This window comes from Enteractinococcus fodinae, from assembly GCF_031458395.1.
Classification (GTDB): Bacteria; Actinomycetota; Actinomycetes; order Actinomycetales; family Micrococcaceae; genus Yaniella; species Yaniella fodinae.
The window spans coordinates 1549489-1566204 of the sequence record NZ_JAVDYJ010000001.1 but is presented as its reverse complement, the minus strand read 5'-3'; the positions used below and the strand labels follow the sequence as shown (position 1 = coordinate 1566204).

Sequence of the window (16716 nt, the reverse complement as noted above, 5' to 3'; positions counted from 1 at the left end):
CCATACGCCGCTATGTGGTATCAGCCAGGCGTGACATGATCAATACCGCCACTGCTCCAGCGCGTTCATAGTGCATCAGATGGCCAGTATTTTCCAGCACGTAGAATTCCACGTCGTCACTGACGATCACATCTGCGAGCGCCGCGATATCTTCGGGGGACGACAGTTCGTCAGCTGCCCCTCCCAACATGGTTACGGGTATTGAAAGGTGGTCGGCAAAATCTGCCACGGTGTGCGTGATGGAGGCCCGGTAGGCTTCCAATAGCGTTGTGGGGGAGTCAAAGCCGGAGAAGTAGGCCTGATGTTGATCATGGGTGTACGCCAGGATGCGTGGATCCTCGGTTTTGGTCATAAAGGCCCCCGTGGCCCACACGATAAGTTGGTTGCCCAATAAGGTCCGTCCCAGTGCTGCTGGCAGTGCTGCACAGACGCGATAGAACCCGTCGGTCATCAGGGTCGCGGCCCGGTCGGTGGGTGAGGCCGCCTCAAGCGCGGGTTTAGCGATGGGGTTCAGCAGCACCACGTGAGGGTAGTGCCCCGCTCCGGAGGCAACAGCGGCTGCAGCAATCACCGATCCGAATGAATGCCCCAACAGCACAGGATGGAGCATATGTTGGGCCACCTGATTGATGATCTGGGCGTAGTGCTCGACGTTGTGCTCAGCCTCTGGCATCGCACCAGATACGCCAAAACCTGGAAGATCAGGAACCCACACCTCATAGGAAGCTAGCCCATCGACCATCAGCTCTAAGCCGTGGTGATCACCCCGGAAGCCATGAACTCCAAGTATCTGTTGGGCACCCGGTGGGCCGGGATACCGGAAGACGGCAATTTCGAATGGCGCGCCTGTCAGTGGATCACTGACGCGTAATCCGAAACGTTGCGGATCCCGTTGTCGATGCCCGGTCAACACTGAACGGTCACGAACTAAATACCGCGGCCGCAAGCGGGCAGTCATCCCCTCAATCATAGTGACCAGTCTATAGATTTGACTCCCTGAGAGGTTTGTCAGTGACTGACCTGATACGAATGTGGTTAAGTTGCGCATATGGTTGCAGCATCTTCACCCACGATCATTATGGCCCTTGACTTGGGGACCACCTCAACGCGGGTAGCGCTGTATGACGCTGCGGGGGAGGCCGTGACCATCGTGGCACGCGAACATCGCCAGTATTTCCCGCACCCCGGGTGGGTGGAACACGATGCTCATGAGATTTGGTCGAATATTCGGGAACTTACGGCGCTAGCACTGGCGCGGGCCCAGTTGACGGCCGCCGATATCGCAACCATAGGCATCACGAATCAGCGTGAAACCGTGGTCGCATGGGATGCCACCACCTCACGACCGATCCATCGTGCCATTGTCTGGCAAGATTCCCGCACCGACGGGGTCATCGCGGACCTGGTGCAGGCCGGACATAATGCCACCGTACAACAGACCACCGGGCTGAATCTTTCGGCGTATTTCTCGGCATCGAAAATGGCCTGGATCCTAGAACATACCCGGGAGGCTGCCGACCTGGCAGCACGCGGCGATCTGCGCTTTGGCACGATCGATACCTGGATCATCTGGAATCTAACCGGTGGACGCGTCCACGCTACGGACATTACCAATGCTTCTCGGACCTCCCTGATGAACATCACGACCGGCCAGTGGGACTATGAGCTCGGAGCGGTATTCGGCATCGACCCTGACGTGCTTGAAGTCGCGCTCCCTGCCATCCACCCATCGGTATACAACTACGGGACGGTCGCACCCGGACTGGCTATCGCCGGGGTTCCGATTACCGGCGTCCTGGGGGACCAGCAGGCGGCCAGTTTTGGACAAACCATTTTTGCTGCCGGGGAAGCGAAAAACACCTACGGTACCGGGTGTTTCTTGTTGTATAACACCGGGTCGAAACCCGTCTTTTCTACCAGTGGTTTGTTGACCACGGTGGCCTATCAGCTTCCCGATGCTGCCCCGGTGTATGCGCTGGAAGGCTCGGTGGCCCAAGCCGGCTCCGTGGTGCAGTGGTTGCGAGATCAACTCGGGATCATTAGAACATCAGCCGAGATTGAATCGTTGGCCAATAGCGTCGACGATCACGGCGGCGTGTACTTCGTCCCGGCATTTTCTGGGTTATTTGCGCCGTGGTGGCGCGCTGATGCGTCCGGGACGATCATCGGACTCACCAGTTATGCCACTGCTGGCCACATTGCACGGGCTGCTCTGGATGCGACCGCGTATCAAACGCTGGATGTTATCAGCGCGGTCGAAACCGATACCGGGCATAAGCTTCAACAGCTCAACGTGGACGGCGGGATGACCGTCAACGAACAACTCATGCAATTCCAAGCCGATATTTTAGATGTCGAGGTCCACCGCAGCGCTGACGTTGAAACTACCGCTCGTGGCGCAGCGTACGCGGCCGGTTTGGGGGTTGGCATCTGGGCTTCGACCGACGAGTTGCGCGATCTATGGCGTTCCGGAGGGACCTGGAGCCCAGATATTGATCCGAACAAGCGTCGGCGTCTCATAGCTGGCTGGCACCGGGCCATTGAGCACGCGATTGGGTGGTCGGGGGACCAGAGCAGTTAGAATACTAGACGGAAACAAGATTTGACCTTTCGTATGAAACGTAGACAGGACATCGTGACGAACACATCGAAGCATGCCGGCGCTGAGCGCGAAGAATTCTCGTTTGCAGCCATCGAGCAACGTTGGGCCGGTTATTGGGAAAAGAACAAAGTTTTCAAAGCCTCCGGCGACGGCCAACGGCCCCGAAAATATGTCCTCGATATGTTCCCGTACCCGTCCGGTGACCTACACATGGGCCATGCCGAAGCATTTGCCATGGGTGACGTCGTCGCCCGGTATTGGATGCTGCGCGGTTACGATGTGCTGCACCCCATCGGTTGGGACTCCTTCGGGCTGCCCGCCGAAAACGCAGCCATTGCCCGGGACGCCCACCCAGCGGAGTGGACCTATGAGAATATCGCCACCCAGCGATCCTCCTTTGAGCGGTATGCCATCTCGGTGGACTGGGACACTATCCTGCACACCTCGGATCCGGAGTACTACAGCTGGACCCAATGGCTGTTTCTGAAATTCTATGAGCGCGGACTGACCTACCGTAAAAAATCCCAGGTCAACTGGTGCCCCAAAGACCAGACCGTGCTGGCCAACGAGCAGGTCGTCGATGGTGCCTGCGAGCGCTGTGGCACTGAGGTCACCAAAAAGGCCTTGGAACAGTGGTACTTCAAAATTACCGACTACGCTGAACGGTTGCTCCAAGATATGGACTCGCTGGAGGGCCACTGGCCCGAGCGTGTGCTGAACATGCAGCGCAATTGGATCGGCAAATCCACCGGTGCCACCGTGACGTTCTCCATCGAGGATGGCCCTGAGCTTGAGGTGTACACGACCCGGCCTGACACCCTCTACGGTGCGACCTTCATGGTCGTGGCTGCCGATGCGGATCTCGCCGAAGAATTGGTGACCGACGAGCATGCCGAGGCATTGCACGACTACCGTGAACAGCTTAAACACGTTTCCGACATTGACCGGCAATCCGCCGATCGCCCAAAGACCGGCGTGTTCCTTGGGCGCTACGGCATCAACCCGCTGTCCGGCGAGCGCGTACCGGTATGGGCATCAGACTATGTTCTGGCCGACTACGGGACCGGTGCCATCATGGCAGTCCCTGCTCACGATCAGCGAGACATGGATTTCGCTCGGGCCATGGACCTGCCGGTGCGAACCGTCGTGGACACCGGTGCTGAGGACCCAGAAGTCACCGGCATCGCCACCACTGAGGCTGGCACCAACATTAACTCCGGTGAACTCGACGGCCTGTCAGGTGAAGCAGCGATCGCCAAATCGATTGAACTGCTTGCAGCAAAAGGCACCGGTTATGAATCAGTCAACTACCGGTTGCGCGACTGGCTGTTGTCCCGACAGCGGTTCTGGGGTACACCGATTCCCATCATTCACTGTGCAGATTGCGGACTCGTGCCGGTACCGGCAGATCAACTGCCGGTGGAACTGCCCAAAAACTTACACGGTCAACAGCTCGCCCCGAAAGGCCAGTCGCCACTGGCTGCCGCCGAAGACTGGGTCAACGTCGCGTGCCCGCAGTGTGGTGGAGCCGCTACACGAGATACCGATACGATGGACACCTTCGTCGACTCGTCGTGGTATTACATGCGCTTTGTCGACTCGCACAACGACCAGCAGATCTGGGATCGCGACAAGCTAGACCGCTGGGCGCCAGTCGACCAATACGTAGGCGGCGTTGAACACGCTATCTTGCACTTGTTATACTCACGGTTCTTCACCAAGGCCCTGTATGACATGGGCCTCGTCGGGTTTACCGAACCCTTTAGCCGACTGTTGAACCAAGGCCAAGTCCTCAACGGTGGCAAAGCCATGTCGAAGTCCCTGGGGAACGGGGTCGCACTGGGTGAACAACTCGATGCCTTCGGTGTGGACGCCATCCGATTGACCATGGTGTTTGCCTCACCACCAGAAGATGATATCGATTGGGCGGATGTTTCCCCGGCAGCTTCCCTGAAATTCCTGGCACGCGCCTGGCGACTGGCACAAGATGTCCAGGCTGCGGGTTCAGCCCCGGATACCGACCCTAGTAGCGGGGTAGAAGCCCTACGTCAGACGACCCACAAGATCGTCCATGATGCAGAGAACCTGCTGGAGGACCAGAAATTCAACGTCGTCGTGGCCCGGACCATGGAGCTGGTCAACGCGACCCGCAAAGAAATCGATAATGGAGCCGGTGCGGCCGATCCGGCGGTCCGAGAAGCCACCGAAGTTGTAGCTCAACTGCTGTCGCTGGTCGCGCCCTACACGGCAGAAGACATGTGGGCCATGCTAGGCCATGAGCCCTCAGTGGCACGGTCAACTTGGCTGCAGGTCGATGAGGCGTTGTTGGTTGAAGACAAGATCACCGTCATCGCTCAGGTCCAAGGCAAACTGCGGGATCGCTTCGAAGTGCCGGCGAATATTTCCGATGATGAGCTCGAAGCGATGGCCCGTGCATCTGACAACGTTCAACGAGCCATCGGCGATAAACAAATCCGCAAAGTTATCGTGGTCAGCGGTAAGCTCGTCAACTTCGTGGTGGGCTAACCCCACATGACCGAGGTCGATGATTGGATAGCCCGATTGGCCGCCCGGTCGCGCGATATGCGCACCGAGGCGGTCGGCTGGGCACGCTACATCACCCCGCCACGCCGTGAACGCCTAGCCATTGTCACCGACAGTTCGGCCGCGTTGCCCGATCAGGTGTATAAATTACCGACGGGCTCAGATTTATTTGTGGTCCCCATTCCGGTCATGATTGGCGACCAGATTTATACCGAAGACGACGAAATACTGCACCAGGATCTGGCCATTGCTTTAGCGGCTGGCACCCCACTGCGGACCTCACGGCCATCACCCGGGCACTTCTCCGCAACCTACCGACACATCGCCGACCAGGGGTACGGTCAGATTCTGTCGATTCACCTGTCATCGAAGCTCTCGGGCACCACCGACGCGGCACGTATCGCAGCCCAAACAGCCCCCATTCCCGTGACCGTGCTGGATTCTTATAACGCTGGCATATCGTTGGGCAATGCGGTGCTCGATGTCCTCTTGCGCACGCGGTTAGGCCTGTCAACACCGTTCCTGGCCAGCATCGCCACTCGCCAGGCGCGAGCAGGGCAAACAATTTTTACCGTGCCGAACCTTGACACGTTGCGCAAAGGCGGACGCATTTCGGCGCTGACCGGACTGCTGGGCCAACTGCTCCAGGTTCGCCCTGTCATGCACTTGCACGACGGCGCCATCGCATTGCTCGATCGTCCCCGGAGCGAAGCCAAAGCACTGGCCACGATGACCGAGCTTGCACTAGCAGTAGAACCGCCCGTACGGTTGAGCGTCCAAGCCTACGGCGACTTCGACACAGCCCACCAGTTGGCCGCGGAGTTACAAGATCACTCCGTCATGCCCGTACCCGTCGTGCGGCTGCCGGCCGTGCTAGCAGCCCATTTAGGCCTCGGCGCGCTTGGTGTATCGATGAGCCCGGACTTGGACTACGTTAGTTACGGGGCCAACTAAGCGATCCCGAATCCACAGCCTTGCCCCGGCTGATCGGATTATCCACATTTGATTCCGCCATGATGCAATAGCAGCTCATCCCCAGCGAAGCTGGACGCATGGGTAAACATCTGGCAGACACAGCGCCGCCGCAGCGGCCCCCGCTGTGGCGCACCAAAATCACGCTGTCTGCGGTCTTGATGCTCATCGTGGTGGCAGCGACAATTTATGGCTTCCGCTGGCTTACCACCGAACAACCGAGCTCACCGGAACCTACCGTTGCGGTGGATCGCACCGACAGTGCCACTGTGGAACCAGCTCAGGACAACGAGCCCGGCGACGCCTCGGTAGGCCCGGATACGACGATCATCCATGTTGCAGGTGCGGTACACCAGCCCGGAATTGTTGAATTAGAAACCGGGGCCCGGGTGGTAGACGCTATCGAAGGCGCCGGCGGCCCCACAGAGGCTGCCGTCCTCGATGCGCTCAATCTGGCGGCGATCGTCAACGACGGCGACTACATCTTGGTGCCCGATGAACAGTCCGAAACTCAAGCGGAAACCTCCTCAGGCTCACCAGGAGGTTCAGCCGCTGGCCCCGGCAACCCTTCCACGGTCAATCTCAATACTGCTGACGCCACCCAGCTGGAAACCCTGCCCGGCGTGGGACCGGCTACCGCTGAACAGATCATTGCTCACCGGCAGCAGCACGGTCCGTTCACGCAACTGGCAGATATCGAAGCAGTCTCTGGGATTGGTCCCGCGACCCGGGAACGCCTCGATGGCCTCGTGAGCTGGTAATGACAAGCCACATCAAACCCGACGACATCGCAGCCCCCGTCGATATTCGACTTGTGCCAGCAGCGGGCCTTACCGCAACCGTATGTCTGTTGAGTCCCAGATTGCCACCGTGGGTAGCACACCATGTGCCCCTCACCCTCATACTGGGCGGTCTCATCGCGATGATACTCATGGTAAGTATCAGACGCCGTAAGCGGGTGGGGCAATGGCTGCTCATCGTCGCGCTGGCTTGCTGGCTGGCCACTCCGGCCGCGCTGCTGACCAACCAACAACGTGCCGCCGCAGAAACCTCCGGATGGCTAGCATTTACCGAGCATCTGGGGACCGCCAAGCTCTCGGCCGAGCTGGTAAACGACCCTGTGGAACGTGACGGGCCGTGGGGGCCTAGCTGGTTCGTCACCGCAGAGGTAAACCACTACGGCAGGGATCTTACCCCCACGCCCCACCCAGCGAAGATCGTGATCGCAGCCGACGAGGCCTGGTCGCAGATGCGTAGCGGCGACCACGTCTGTTTTCTCGGGCGGGTCACCGAACAGGATGCCACCACGTTTGTCCAAGCAGTCCACTTAGCTCAACCCGACAGCTGTGGTCAACCACCCGGCCAAACTGCACCCACTGGTCGCGATACGTTACGCACAGCGCTCCAAGACCAGGCAGCCCAGACGATCAGCTATGGCCCGGAACTACTTCCAGGACTCATCCTGGGGGATCGATCCCAACAATCGGAAACTGTCGATCAAGCCATGAAGATCTCCGGGCTGAGCCACCTCTCAGCGGTCTCGGGAGCGCATACGTCAGTGATTGCCGCTGCGGCGACGCTTTTGTTTCGCAGCTTGCGCTTCCCGCGCCCCATCGTCATCGTTGCATTTATCGGAACCCTGGTTCTCTTCGTGCACATCGTGGGAACACAACCTTCAGTTCTTCGAGCTGCCACAATGGGAGCGATCGGCGCCTGGGCGGTATTTTCCGGTCGGAGTTCACAAGCCCTGCCGATCCTGGCCCTCACCACGATCGCCCTCTTGACGCTGACCCCCGAGCTGATCCACGAAGTCGGCTTCCAACTCTCCGTGGCAGCTACGGCTGGGATCGTGCTAGCAGCCCAACCCCTCGACCGACTGATACGCCCATATTTTGAAAAATTTCTCCCTGATTTCTGGGCCAGCCTCATCAGTTCCTCGCTGGCGATCTCCACTGCTGCGCAACTGGCCTGCCAACCACTGCTGCTGACGTTTATCGACTACGTCAGCCTCTACTCAGTAGCCGCAAACCTCTTTGCCACGCCGTTACTGCCGCTGATCACCATCCCCGGCACCATTGCTGCAGCTTTAATCATGGTCGCCCCGGGCGTCTCCCAACTACTTTTGCACGCGGTGTCGTTGCCGACCTCCGCCATCGGATGGATCGCTACCACCACAACCCAGCTACCCGGCTCGACGCTCCCGTGGCCTGAAGGGGTCGTCGGAACAGCACTCATCGCCCTGCACTGGGCTGCCACCGGCATCGTCACAATCAAACTCCTGCGGCGACAACGACGGACACCACCACCCGTGCGCGTGGACTGGGGTCTCCCCAGATGGCACCAACTGGCTATACGGCTCACCCAACAGACCAGCCCCGCCCAAAGCTTGCAGTACCTGATCGTGGTGGTAGCTGTCGTCGCGCACCTGGCCGTGTTTTGGCCGACGAAAGCCGGTGGTATTAACCCCGATTGGGATATTGTCGGATGCGATGTCGACCAAGGCGACATGTTCCTCGTGCGTACCGGGCCGGAATCAGCCATGGTCTTCGATACCGGACCAGAACCAGACTTGGCCCACCACTGCCTACGAGCTGCCGGCATTACTCGCATCGATGTTCTGGTCATCACCCACCTCCACGCAGACCACGTCGGCGGGCTCCAAGGTGTCCTAGACGTAGTCGAGCCAGAACACATCGTATATGCCACGGGCACGGACCCAACTTATCAAGCCAGTACCACGGGACTGCCCTCCACCGCCCAGCAACTCACAGGCCCCACGGTCTCCGTCATAGATCACGCTGCACAGGATCCCGACCATCCGGTACAACTCCGGTGGTCAGTGCTCAGCGCAAATCACCAAACACCAAATGAAAATAATGCCTCCGCGGTGCTACTCATCGAAATCTATCGCCACGGAGGAGTCGCCACGGCACTGTTTACCGGCGACCTAGAACAAGACGAAGCCGAAAAGCTCCTCGCCGCAGACCGTATCCCCACCAAGGTCGACATCCTCAAATTAGCCCACCACGGCGCACAAAACGGCGGGACAGGCCTCATCGAACATACCGAACCCAGTGTGGCACTCATCGGGGTGGGTATGGACAATAGTTATGGCCACCCGCACGACGACATTCTCGAGGCGCTCGGGCCACGAACCGACGTTCGACGCACTGATTTCCACGGCACGTTTTCTGTGACCTTGCAGCACAGTCCCGCACACGTCGCCGCACAACGCTAGAATCAGCCCTATGGCTTCTCCTCGACGAACCAAAACCGCCGGCGCCTCCTGGCGCGACGTCACAGTAGCGCCGCTCATCTTTGTCCAAGGCAGTGAAGACTACATTCACACTCGAGTCACCGAGGCCATCAAAACACAGTTGAAACAGGCCGAGCCAGACACCGAGGTACACCACCGCTCCGCTGCAGAATACCAACCCGGTGAAATCCAGGTGCTCGCCAGCCCATCACTGTTTGGCGAAAAGAAGCTCCTCATCTTCGACGAAATGCACAAAATGTCTGACGCATTCGTCACCGACGGGCTCGAATACATCCAGCAACCCAACCCGGACGTCACCTTCCTGGGTCTCCACGGAGGCGGCACCCGAGGCAAACGATTGCTCGACGCACTCAAAAAGTCCGGTGTCTTCGTTGAAGCCAAACCCATCAAATCAGACCGCGACCGCATGGATTTCCTCCAAGCAGAGTTCCGCAGTGCGCGCCGAAAGATCGATGCTGAAGCCCTCCGCGCGCTCGCAGACGCCATCGGGGAGAACCTGGGAGAACTCGCTGCCGCAGCACACCAGCTGATTTCTGACACCGAAGGTACTATCACCGAGCGAATGGTCGAACAGTACTATGGCGGACGAGTCCAGGCCACCGCCTTCAAGGTGGCAGACGCGGCACTTGATGGTCAACTTGGCTCGGCCATCGCGTTGCTCCGGCACGCGTTTGCCACGGGAGTGCAACCGGTCGCGGTGAGCGCTTCGTTTGCGCTCAAAGCCCGCCAGGTTGCACGCATCATCGACGCGAAAGTGCCCCAGGGGCAACTCGCCTCTGTCCTCGGGATGGCCCCGTGGCAAGTTCAGCGGGTCACGGCTACTGCTCGGCATTGGACTCCCGTCAATATTGCTGGGGCTGTCGAGCTGATCGCCCGTGCTGATGCCGAAGCGAAAGGCCAAGCGCGAGACGCAGAATTTGCTGTGGAACGTATGGTAACAAAGGTTGCCACGCTCGCGCAGCGACGCTAACGCTATTAAATGTTTGAGGCCGTCACGTTCAACGTGACGGCCTCAAACTTTAACGCTTCGCGAACTTATGCATCCATTGCGTTCACGCGGGCTGCTGCACCGGACTTCCGGTTCGCGGCCTGGTTGCGATGGATCGCACCCTTGCTGACAGCCTTATCCAGTTTGCGCCCGGCAACAGCAAGAGCCTTTTCAGCAGCGGCTTTATCGCCAGCTTCTACGGCTTTATTTACTTTGCGGAGCACAGTCTTGAGTTCAGACTTGATAGCGTGGTTGCGTTCGCGACGTTTCGCGTTCGTAATTGCGCGCTTTTTTGAAGATTTGAGATTAGCCAATACTGGTCCTATTCATTCTAAAAAATGTGGGTCGGTGAGGGGTATTCCTAGCCAGACGACTGAGCGGTGTGGGGGCACCTTGGAAAGCCTGACTAAGAGTGCCCGTCGACCTGCGCGGACACACAGCGGTCTAGTTTACCAAAATTCAACCTAGACAGCGAATCCTGCGGCCTGTACTGGGTCGCGGAGTAAATAGTGTTCGGCCATTTGCCAAGCAGTGCGCGATATGTTGTCGATACGAAGGATAAAACGTGAAAGAATAGAGCAACGCACCCGTCGCGGTGCTCCAGAAGCTTTCAGTTTTCTCAAAGTAAAACATTCTAAGGATGGTGCACGTGTCGCCAGTGGCGTCCAACCCGCCTCAGCCCGGTTCAACTGACCCATCGGTCATCAGGAACTTTTGTATTGTCGCGCACATTGATCACGGCAAATCCACGCTAGCCGATCGCATGCTGCAAAATACAAACGTGGTGACGCCACGGAAGATGCAAGACCAGTTCCTTGACTCGATGGATATCGAACGGGAACGCGGGATCACCATCAAATCGCAAGCCGTCCGAATGCCATGGCAAGTCGACGGGAATGACTACATTCTGAACATGATCGACACTCCCGGTCACGTGGATTTCGCATATGAGGTGTCGCGCTCATTGGCAGCTTGTGAAGGTGCGATCTTACTAGTCGATGCAGCTCAGGGCATCGAAGCCCAGACGCTAGCGAATCTATACATGGCTATGGAACACGACCTGGAAATCATTCCAGTGCTCAATAAGATCGACCTGCCCGCGGCCGAACCTGAACGCTACGCGTTAGAAATTTCCAACCTCATCGGGGTAGACCCCGACGATGTGCTCAAAGTCTCCGGCAAAACCGGTCAGGGCGTCGAGGCGCTCCTTGATCGAGTCGTCAACACCGTCCCGTCACCGTCCGGGAATGTCGATGCGCCGGCTCGAGCGATGATTTTTGATTCAATCTATGACACCTATCGCGGTGTGATTACCTATGTCCGGATGGTCGACGGGAGTCTGAAGCCCCGTCAAGGCATCAAAATGATGGCTACCGGTTCCGACTATGAGCTTCAAGAAACTGGCGTGTACTCGCCAGGGGCCATCCCTGGAGCGGGTTTGGGCGTAGGGGAGGTTGGTTACCTCATCACCGGTGTGAAAGAAGTTTCGGAATCCAAAGTCGGAGACACCGTCACCTCAAAACACAACCCGGCTCCCGAACCAATTGGTGGTTACAGCGAACCACAGCCGATGGTTTTTTCGGGGCTGTACCCGATAGATGGATCGGATTATCCAGCTCTTCGCGATGCCCTCGAAAAGCTACAGCTCAATGATGCCGCGCTATCCTACGAGCCCGAAACGTCCGTTGCTCTCGGGTTTGGGTTCCGCGTGGGCTTCCTTGGGCTGTTGCACTTGGAGATCGTGCGCGAACGGTTAGAGCGTGAATACGATCTGGACCTGATTTCGACGGCACCCAACGTCATCTACGATGTCACCACTGAAGACGGCACCGTCGTCAAAGTGACCAACCCATCTGAATTCCCGGAAGGTAAAATTCTCGAGGTTGAAGAGCCCATGGCCATGGCCACCATCATTGTGCCCTCAGAATTCATTGGTGCCGTGATGGAACTATCTCAGGCCAAACGTGGACAACTCGAAGGCATGGATTACCTATCCGAGGAGCGGGTAGAGATCCGCTACTGGATCCCACTGGCAGAAATTGTGTTCGATTACTTCGATCTGCTGAAGTCACGCACCAAGGGATACGCTTCGTTGAACTGGCAGCGCCAGGGCTCTCAGGTTGCAGACCTGGTCAAGGTCGATATTTTATTGCAGGGCGATACCGTGGATGCATTTTCTGCCATCACCCACCGGGACCATGCCTACTCCTATGGCGTGAAGATGACCTCGAAACTCAAAGAACTCATCCCACGACAACAGTTTGAGGTCCCCATCCAGGCTGCGATTGGTTCCCGCATCATCGCTCGCGAGAACATTCGAGCGATCCGTAAAGATGTGCTGTCGAAGTGCTACGGCGGTGACATTTCGCGTAAACGCAAGCTGCTTGAGAAACAAAAAGAAGGCAAGAAGCGCATGAAAATGGTCGGCACCGTCGAGGTGCCCCAGGAAGCCTTCATTGCAGCGCTGTCAACAGATACGGATAGCAAGTAACCCTTGAACCACACTGATGCTCCCGCCGCCCATGTCCTACCTGACTTCGTCGCCGAAGCAGTGCAGGCCACGGATCGGACGTTTTCGTTATATGTTCACGTACCGTTTTGTCTCTCACGCTGCGGTTATTGCGATTTCAACACGTATATATCACCGGATCTAGGGCCGGGGGCTTCGCACGATAGTTATGCATCGACGGCAATCAAAGAACTTGAATTCGCCGCGGATACCCTCGACAGATCGGGTATCGTGCCACGTCCCTTACATTCGGTCTTTTTCGGCGGCGGTACCCCGACCTTATTGCCCGCTGAAGATCTCAACGCCATTCTGGAACGGGCCGGACAACTTTTCGGCATCCAACCAGGTGCAGAAATCACAACCGAAGCCAACCCAGATTCCGTAACGCAACAGGTCGTACAAGAGCTTGCTGCAGGTGGGTTCAACCGGATTTCCATGGGCATGCAGTCCTCGGTGTCTCACGTATTACAGGTGCTAGAACGCACCCACAACCCCGACAATGTGGTCTCAGCAACCCAATGGATCCGGGAAGCACATCTCGAGCTATCGCTAGATCTCATCTTCGGTACCCCCGGAGAATCATTACAAGACTGGCAACGTTCATTGGATACCGTCCTGGGACTCCGACCGGACCACGTCTCGGCTTATGGCCTGATCGTGGAAGAGGGCACCAAGCTTGCCGCTCAGATACGGCGCGGTGTCTACCCGAATACCGATCCCGACGACCAGGCGGATAAGTATCTTGCCACCGAGCAACGGCTCAGCGATGCAGGATACCGCTGGTATGAGATCTCCAACTGGGCGTACGATCCCGACAATCAAGGCATTCACCAGTCGCAGCACAACCTTGCCTACTGGCGAGACCAAGATTGGTGGGGGATCGGACCCGGTGCTCATTCACACATGGCCGGTTTCCGCTGGTGGAACGCCAAACACCCGGCGGCCTATGCCTCTCGAGTGCTGGAAAATATTTCCCCGGCCATCGGACATGAGATACCGGATGCAGATGCTCGATTATTAGAAAAAATCATGCTGGGAGTCCGGTTGGCTGAAGGGCTCGATACCGCGGTATTAGCAGATCAACCTCGCCATGCCGCCCAGCATGCGATGACTGAAACCCAGCTCTTAGCAACACAAGGTCTCATTGAACCCGACGCTCTGGAAGCAGGACGCATTGTCCCAACCTTGCGCGGCCGCCTCCTCGATGATGCCATCACCCGGCGCTTGGCCGGTTTTTAGCACCGAGTCAGGCTATCGAATAATACGGAGATTGAACGGGTAGCGATAAGGACGTCCCTTATTAACTTCGATACCCGCAATGACTCCTGAGATCGTCATGAACAGCCAGAGCAATACTGCAACCACACCGAAGATCGCGCCCATTACGGGCAAAAACGCCAAAATATTGAAGGCAATCGCCACGACGGTGAGCGGCAAGGTGAAGTTCAACGCTTCCTTGGCTTCTTGTTCGGAAAACGGACCGCGAGAGCGAAACACGATGAACACCACAAGTGAGGGGACAAATCCCAGGAACGCACCAAAGTGAGCAACTGTTGCCCATTGGCGGTCTTCAGATGGCGTCAGGGGACCACGAGTGGTGGAACCGGGGCCATTCTGTGAGGTGCCAGGGGATTGCGACACGGCGAGCATCCTTTACGTTTCATTCAGCAGGAAGTAACCCGGCTGATCATAGCAAACAATCACCAGTCTAAACCCGATTATGTGGCTGGCCTGACATCTATGAGCGAGTCAGAGCTATTCAGCTAATCGTGGACTGTCACGAAATCAATCATATGCTCAACCCTGCCCAAAAGCTCGGGCTCAAGATCAGTGAAATTCTTAACTCGAGCCAGGATGGTCTTCCAACCCCGCCCGATATCCGCCGGGGTTTTATGGGGGAGACCCAACCTGGCAAGCATCCCGGTTTTCCAGTCTTCACTGCGTGGAATCTTCGGCCAGGCTTTGATCCCTATCACCTCAGGTTTCACTGCTTGCCAGATGTCCACATACGGGTGACCTACGATCAGCACGTTGTCTTTGGCGCCTGCAACCTGCATGGCCTGTGCTGCCAAGCGTTCCTCTTTCGACCCCGACACGAGGTGATCTAGCAAGATCGCCAGGCGACGGCGTGTTGCTGGCTGGAATGCGCGGACGGCCTCGGCCAGATCATCAACCCCGTGCAAGGGTTCTACTACCACGCCTTCTACGCGCAGATCCTCCCCCCAAATCTTTTCAACCAATTCGGCATCATGGACACCCTCGACCCAGATCCGCGATGCTTTGGCGACTTTTGCGCGCTGCGTTCCGACTGCCCGAGAACCTGAGGCGGTGCGCTGCGGTGCTGACTGGCGGGCCGGAGAGGGGACGACAAGTTCGACGGGCTGACCGTCAATCATAAAGCCCAGCCCCAATGGGAAAGAACGTCGCCGGTCTCGGCGCCCTGCTAACACTACGAGGTGAACCCCGCCGGATTTCTCAATACGCTCGACCGCCCCGGTAAAGCCCGAAGTCGCATCCTCAACGACTAACCCTCTGGCCGCTGCTACTTTTTTCGGGGCGGTAACGGCCGGGCGACCGACAGTCTCGGATGGTCCCCACTGGTCCCAATTCATAGCCTAAGATCTCTTTCTGCTCGAGTGCTCAATTGAGGTTATCAAAGGCTGATCAGTCAACAGCGAAGAACCAGCAAGTCATTCTGTAATCCCTGACAGTTTCCGGCTAGCATTAGCACTGAACTGTCTACAGTGCTAATTTTTTTGGGGAGGGTGGATGACTGACCAGCCACGGCGTATGAAAGTTTTGCAAGCCATCGTGGAAGACTATGTTGCCTCCCGGGAGCCGGTCGGCTCGAAAGCTCTCGTGGAACGCCACGATCTGGGCGTGTCATCGGCAACCGTTCGCAACGACATGGCCGCACTCGAAGACGAGGGCCTGATTGAAGCGCCGCACACCTCCTCGGGGCGAGTCCCCACGGATAAAGGGTACCGCTATTTCGTTGACCGCATCTCAGAGGTTCGGCCCTTGTCTGTCGCCGAACGACGTGCGGTGACCACGCTGCTCAATAATGCCGACGATATTGACGACGTCATGGCCTCGACCGTCCAGGTACTATCGCAGCTGACACGTCAGGTTGCCGTAGTGCAATACCCCCAAATGGACTCGTCAGTGATCCGTCGGGTGGAGTTTGTCATCTTGTCTGAAGACCGGATGTTGGCAGTACTCATCCTGTCGACCGGGCGGGTTGATCAGCGTGTGGTGTATGTCAATGAACCCGTTGATCAGCAGCGGCTTGATGTTCTCGCCCAGGTATTTATGAAGTATCTGGATAACGTCAGCCCTTACGAGATGACGAAAGCGCTAGCACAGATTCACACGGTGATCCCACGCGAAGATCAAACGTTGGCTGAAGTTCTAGGGCGTGCCCTGCAATTGTTAGCAGAAGAAGGTCATCGTGACCGTATTATGCTAGCCGGCACAGCAAACCTCGCCCGGTCTCCACAAGATTTCGGTTCTTCCATCGGTCCGATTCTTGAAGCCCTGGAAGAACAAGTAGTCTTACTGAAACTGTTGACAGAAATGGAACAAGACGCGCACGGGGTATCGGTACGTATCGGTGATGAGAACTTCGGTTCACTAGGGGACACCTCGGTGGTGGCCGCAGGATACGGGCCAGGAGATGCCGCCAAGATCGGTGTAGTGGGTCCAACCCGCATGGATTACCCCTCGACGATGTCAGCGGTACGGGCGATCGCACGATACTTATCACGGATTTTGTCAAGTTAGCCTATAGGCGCGATAATAGACGTTCGACCATGTAACGGTTT

13 protein-coding genes are annotated in these 16716 nt (G+C 57.5%); 9 read left to right on the top strand and 4 right to left on the bottom strand.

Annotation, left to right across the window (positions count from 1 at the left end; all coding sequences use genetic code 11):
• Nucleotides 1-10 precede the first annotated feature (10 nt).
• A complete protein-coding gene (locus J2S62_RS07350; protein WP_310173131.1) occupies nucleotides 11-958 on the bottom strand; it encodes an alpha/beta fold hydrolase in 948 nt (315 codons plus the stop codon).
• Nucleotides 959-1048: 90 nt separating this feature from the next.
• Here J2S62_RS07350 and glpK point away from each other — a divergent pair, with 90 nt between their 5' ends.
• The 6 genes from glpK to holA all read left to right on the top strand — a co-directional run bounded on the left by glpK (nucleotide 1049) and on the right by holA (nucleotide 10365).
• Nucleotides 1049-2581 carry a glycerol kinase GlpK gene (glpK, locus tag J2S62_RS07345; RefSeq protein WP_310173130.1) on the top strand — a complete coding sequence of 511 codons (1533 nt, stop codon included), beginning with the start codon at nucleotides 1049-1051 and terminating at the stop codon, nucleotides 2579-2581.
• A 33-nt stretch (nucleotides 2582-2614) separates the two neighbouring features.
• The gene (gene leuS / locus J2S62_RS07340; protein ID WP_310173128.1) at nucleotides 2615-5128 is read left to right on the top strand and encodes a leucine--tRNA ligase; all 2514 of its coding nucleotides are present in this window, start codon (nucleotides 2615-2617) and stop codon (nucleotides 5126-5128) included.
• A gap of 6 nt (nucleotides 5129-5134) precedes the next feature.
• Nucleotides 5135-6100: a DegV family protein gene (locus J2S62_RS07335; protein ID WP_310173125.1), complete on the top strand. Its 966-nt coding sequence runs from the start codon at nucleotides 5135-5137 to the stop codon at nucleotides 6098-6100.
• A 98-nt stretch (nucleotides 6101-6198) separates the two neighbouring features.
• Complete coding sequence (locus tag J2S62_RS07330; protein ID WP_310173124.1) at nucleotides 6199-6879, top strand: helix-hairpin-helix domain-containing protein; 681 nt, start codon at nucleotides 6199-6201, stop codon at nucleotides 6877-6879.
• A complete protein-coding gene (locus J2S62_RS07325; RefSeq protein WP_310173122.1) occupies nucleotides 6879-9356 on the top strand; it encodes a ComEC/Rec2 family competence protein in 2478 nt (825 codons plus the stop codon). The genes J2S62_RS07330 and J2S62_RS07325 overlap by 1 nt, the downstream gene beginning before the upstream one ends.
• Before the next feature lie 10 nt (nucleotides 9357-9366).
• Complete coding sequence (gene holA / locus J2S62_RS07320) at nucleotides 9367-10365, top strand: DNA polymerase III subunit delta (RefSeq protein WP_310173119.1); 999 nt, start codon at nucleotides 9367-9369, stop codon at nucleotides 10363-10365.
• A 65-nt stretch (nucleotides 10366-10430) separates the two neighbouring features.
• Here holA and rpsT read toward each other — a convergent pair whose 3' ends face one another.
• Nucleotides 10431-10697, bottom strand: a complete 267-nt coding sequence (gene rpsT / locus J2S62_RS07315; RefSeq protein WP_310173117.1) for a 30S ribosomal protein S20 — start codon at nucleotides 10695-10697, stop codon at nucleotides 10431-10433.
• A gap of 335 nt (nucleotides 10698-11032) precedes the next feature.
• Between rpsT and lepA the strand changes: the two genes are divergently transcribed.
• Nucleotides 11033-12874 (top strand): translation elongation factor 4, encoded by a 1842-nt coding sequence (gene lepA, locus J2S62_RS07310; RefSeq protein WP_310173114.1) that lies wholly within the window; start codon nucleotides 11033-11035, stop codon nucleotides 12872-12874.
• Nucleotides 12875-12877: 3 nt separating this feature from the next.
• Nucleotides 12878-14131: a radical SAM family heme chaperone HemW gene (gene hemW, locus J2S62_RS07305; protein WP_407649923.1), complete on the top strand. Its 1254-nt coding sequence runs from the start codon at nucleotides 12878-12880 to the stop codon at nucleotides 14129-14131.
• A gap of 12 nt (nucleotides 14132-14143) precedes the next feature.
• Here the strand turns inward: hemW and J2S62_RS07300 are convergent, their stop codons facing one another.
• The gene (locus tag J2S62_RS07300) at nucleotides 14144-14533 is read right to left on the bottom strand and encodes a DUF4870 domain-containing protein (RefSeq protein ID WP_310173112.1); all 390 of its coding nucleotides are present in this window, start codon (nucleotides 14531-14533) and stop codon (nucleotides 14144-14146) included.
• A 122-nt stretch (nucleotides 14534-14655) separates the two neighbouring features.
• Entirely contained in the window at nucleotides 14656-15504 is an 849-nt protein-coding gene (locus J2S62_RS07295) for a DUF3097 family protein (RefSeq protein ID WP_310173110.1), read from the bottom strand.
• 157 nt (nucleotides 15505-15661) lie between these two features.
• Between J2S62_RS07295 and hrcA the strand changes: the two genes are divergently transcribed.
• A complete protein-coding gene (gene hrcA / locus J2S62_RS07290) occupies nucleotides 15662-16675 on the top strand; it encodes a heat-inducible transcriptional repressor HrcA (RefSeq protein ID WP_310173108.1) in 1014 nt (337 codons plus the stop codon).
• Nucleotides 16676-16716: the final 41 nt, after the last annotated feature.